Source organism: Brevundimonas sp. CURTG3B2_SDJG, from assembly GCF_057364705.1.
The window spans coordinates 1-2,557 of record NZ_JBNFOJ010000363.1 but is presented as its reverse complement, the minus strand read 5'-3'; the positions used below and the strand labels follow the sequence as shown (position 1 = coordinate 2,557).

Here is a 2,557-nt window from a genome sequence, read left to right as displayed (position 1 = left end):
GCCCGCCTGCGCTTCGGCGCGGCCGCCGACATGCGCGCCGTCCGCGATCCCCAGGCGGCGCTGAAATGGGCCGCCGAGGGCCACGGCGTCGCCGTCCTGGCCATCAACACCGAGGACGCCTGGTGGACGGGATTGCGCCGCGAATGGACGGGCTTGAGCGTTTTCGACGGCTTCGGCGGAGATACCCCGACCGCGCTCGCCGTCGGTAAGATCGATCCGGCGGCGCTGCCGAACGGCCGACGAGTCATCGTCGATGTGGGCGGCGACGCGGGCGACGGCTCCGGCATTCGCAGGCGGGGCCTGGCCACCCACCACGGCTGGACCCTGTCTCTGACGGACGCGCCCCTGTCGGTGGGGGGCGCCGAGGGCTGTGTCGGCGCGATCGGCTGAAGGACGTCAGCGAGCGCGGGCGGCCAGGGCCATTTCGGCCACCTGACGGTTGACCGCCGCCAGGTCCTGGTCGTCGTCCTGCAGGAACCAGGTCATCGACAGGCCGCACCAGGCGACGATCCAGTCCAGCAGCCGTTCGCGCTCCAGGCCCGACTTGGCCAGGACGATCTCGAGTCGTCGTCCGAAAATCTCCGGGCGCACGGCCGTGGGCGGCTCAGGATCCGACAGGTCGGGATCGCAGAACAGGATGGTGTAATCGAACGCCCGATCGCCGATCAGCCGCTTGGGATCGATCGCCAGCCAGCCGCGCGGCCGAAATCCAGCACGTTCTCGTGGTGCAGGTCGCCGTGCAGCGGCCGCACCTCGCGTTGGCCGTCCAGCATCCGGCGGGCCGTTTCGGCCCAAAGGGAGGGGACCAGGCCCTGGGCCGCCGCAGGCCACAGATCGAGGAACCATTCCTCCATCGTGGCCAGACCCTCCGGGATCGGCCGGGCGCGGGGGCGGTGCAAGTCGGCGATGGCGTCGCAAAGGATTTCCGTGGCGGCGGCGTCGTCCCCGAAGCGGGCCATGGCCGCCAGGTCGCCGGGCCCGGTCGCGCGCTCCATCAGCAGGCCGTCTCCGTCGCGCGCCAGCACCCGGGCCGCGCCTTCGCCGTCCCACCATTCCAGCAGGGCCCAGCCCAGCCGCTCCTCGGGCTCGGTCGCGATCTTCAGCATCGCGGGTTCGCCGTTCCGCCGGACCGGCAGCAGCCGCCCCATTGGCGTGGTGATCCGGCGCCCGTCCGGCTCCAGGCCCCAGGCGGACAGCCAGGGCTCGAACGCCTTCATGCGGGCCATGCTCAGATCGCCATGTTGTCGATCAGCCGCGTCTTGCCGATTCGGGCGGCGGCCAGGATGCGGGCGGAGGCCTCCGGGCCGCCCTCGAACGGGGTCAGGTCGTCGGCCCGGCGGATCGCCACATAGTCGACGGCGTCGAAGCCGGCGTCCTTGAGCGCCTGGACGGCCCAGGCCTCGGCGCCGGCGGCGTCGCCCTCCCGCACCGCTGGGCGCCGGCCTCGGCGAGCACGCCGTTCAGGCGGCGCGCCACGGCCAGTTCGGCCTCGGACAGGTAGGCGTTGCGGCTGGACAGGGCCAGGCCGTGGCCGTCCCGCTCGGTCGGGGAGCCCACGATCTCGACCGCCATGTCCAGGTCGCGGACCATCCGGCGGATGACCATCAGCTGTTGCCAGTCCTTCTCGCCGAAGACGGCGACGTCGGGCTGGACCTGGTTCAGCAGCTTGTTCACCACCAGGGCCACGCCGCCGAACATCTGCGGCCGGAAGGCGCCTTCCAGCCCGTCGGCGGGGCCGCCGACGCTGATCGCCGTGGTCGAGCCGGCGGGGTACATCTCCTCCACCGCCGGGGCGTACAGCAGATGACATCCCGCGCTTGCCAGCAGATCGGCGTCCTTCGCCTCTTGCCGGGGATAGGTCCCCAGGTCCTCGTGGGCGGCGAACTGGGTCGGATTGACGAAGACGCTGGCAACGACGCGGTCGGCGCGGCGGACGGCCTCGCGCACCAGGGTCAAGTGACCTTCGTGCAACGCTCCCATGGTGGGAACGAAGCCGACGGTGAACCCTTGCCGCCGCCATTCGCTTGTCAGGTCTCGCAAGCCCGCGATCGTACGTGCGACGGGAAGAGGATAGACGTCGGCCATGGTGAACGGATTAACCTTTCGCCTTAAGCGTAGTTGTGAACCGTCCGGCAAAAGCCGGAGGGTTAGGGGTGGCTTATGACGCCGAGCCTCCTGATCCGTCCAGTGCTGGCCGTACTCCTGACCGCGGGCCTCGCGGCCTGCGGGGCCGTCGACAGCGATCCGAACCGTTTCGAGAACCTGGCGGAGCGGGTCGCCGCCGTGCCCCTGGATGGTTCGGGGCCGGCCACGGTCCAGCCTGGGCCCGCGTCGGCGTCCGCCGGCGCGCCGGCTCCCACTGCTGCTTCGAACGGCCTGCGTCCGGCTCTGCGGGTGGAGGTCATGGATCCCCACGCGCTCTGGGACGCGCGGGACGGGATCGTTCAGCGGACGCTCCGCTCGCGTCGCCGAAGCCGCGGCCCCGGTCGTGGCTCGCGCCATGGTGCGAGAGGCCTCCGATCGCATCGAGACCGCCGTGACCGGTCCGCGGCTGCGG

General features: G+C 71.5%; 3 pseudogenes. 1 reads left to right on the top strand and 2 read right to left on the bottom strand.

What is annotated here, in order from left to right:
- Nucleotides 1-390 (top strand): annotated as a pseudogene (locus tag AC2W7C_RS16615) (chorismate mutase); the annotation flags it as partial.
- A gap of 6 nt (nucleotides 391-396) precedes the next feature.
- Here the strand turns inward: AC2W7C_RS16615 and AC2W7C_RS16610 are convergent.
- A pseudogene (locus AC2W7C_RS16610) lies at nucleotides 397-1,217 on the bottom strand (aminoglycoside phosphotransferase family protein).
- Nucleotides 1,218-1,228: 11 nt separating this feature from the next.
- A pseudogene (gene panC, locus AC2W7C_RS16605) lies at nucleotides 1,229-2,085 on the bottom strand (pantoate--beta-alanine ligase).
- Nucleotides 2,086-2,557: the final 472 nt, after the last annotated feature.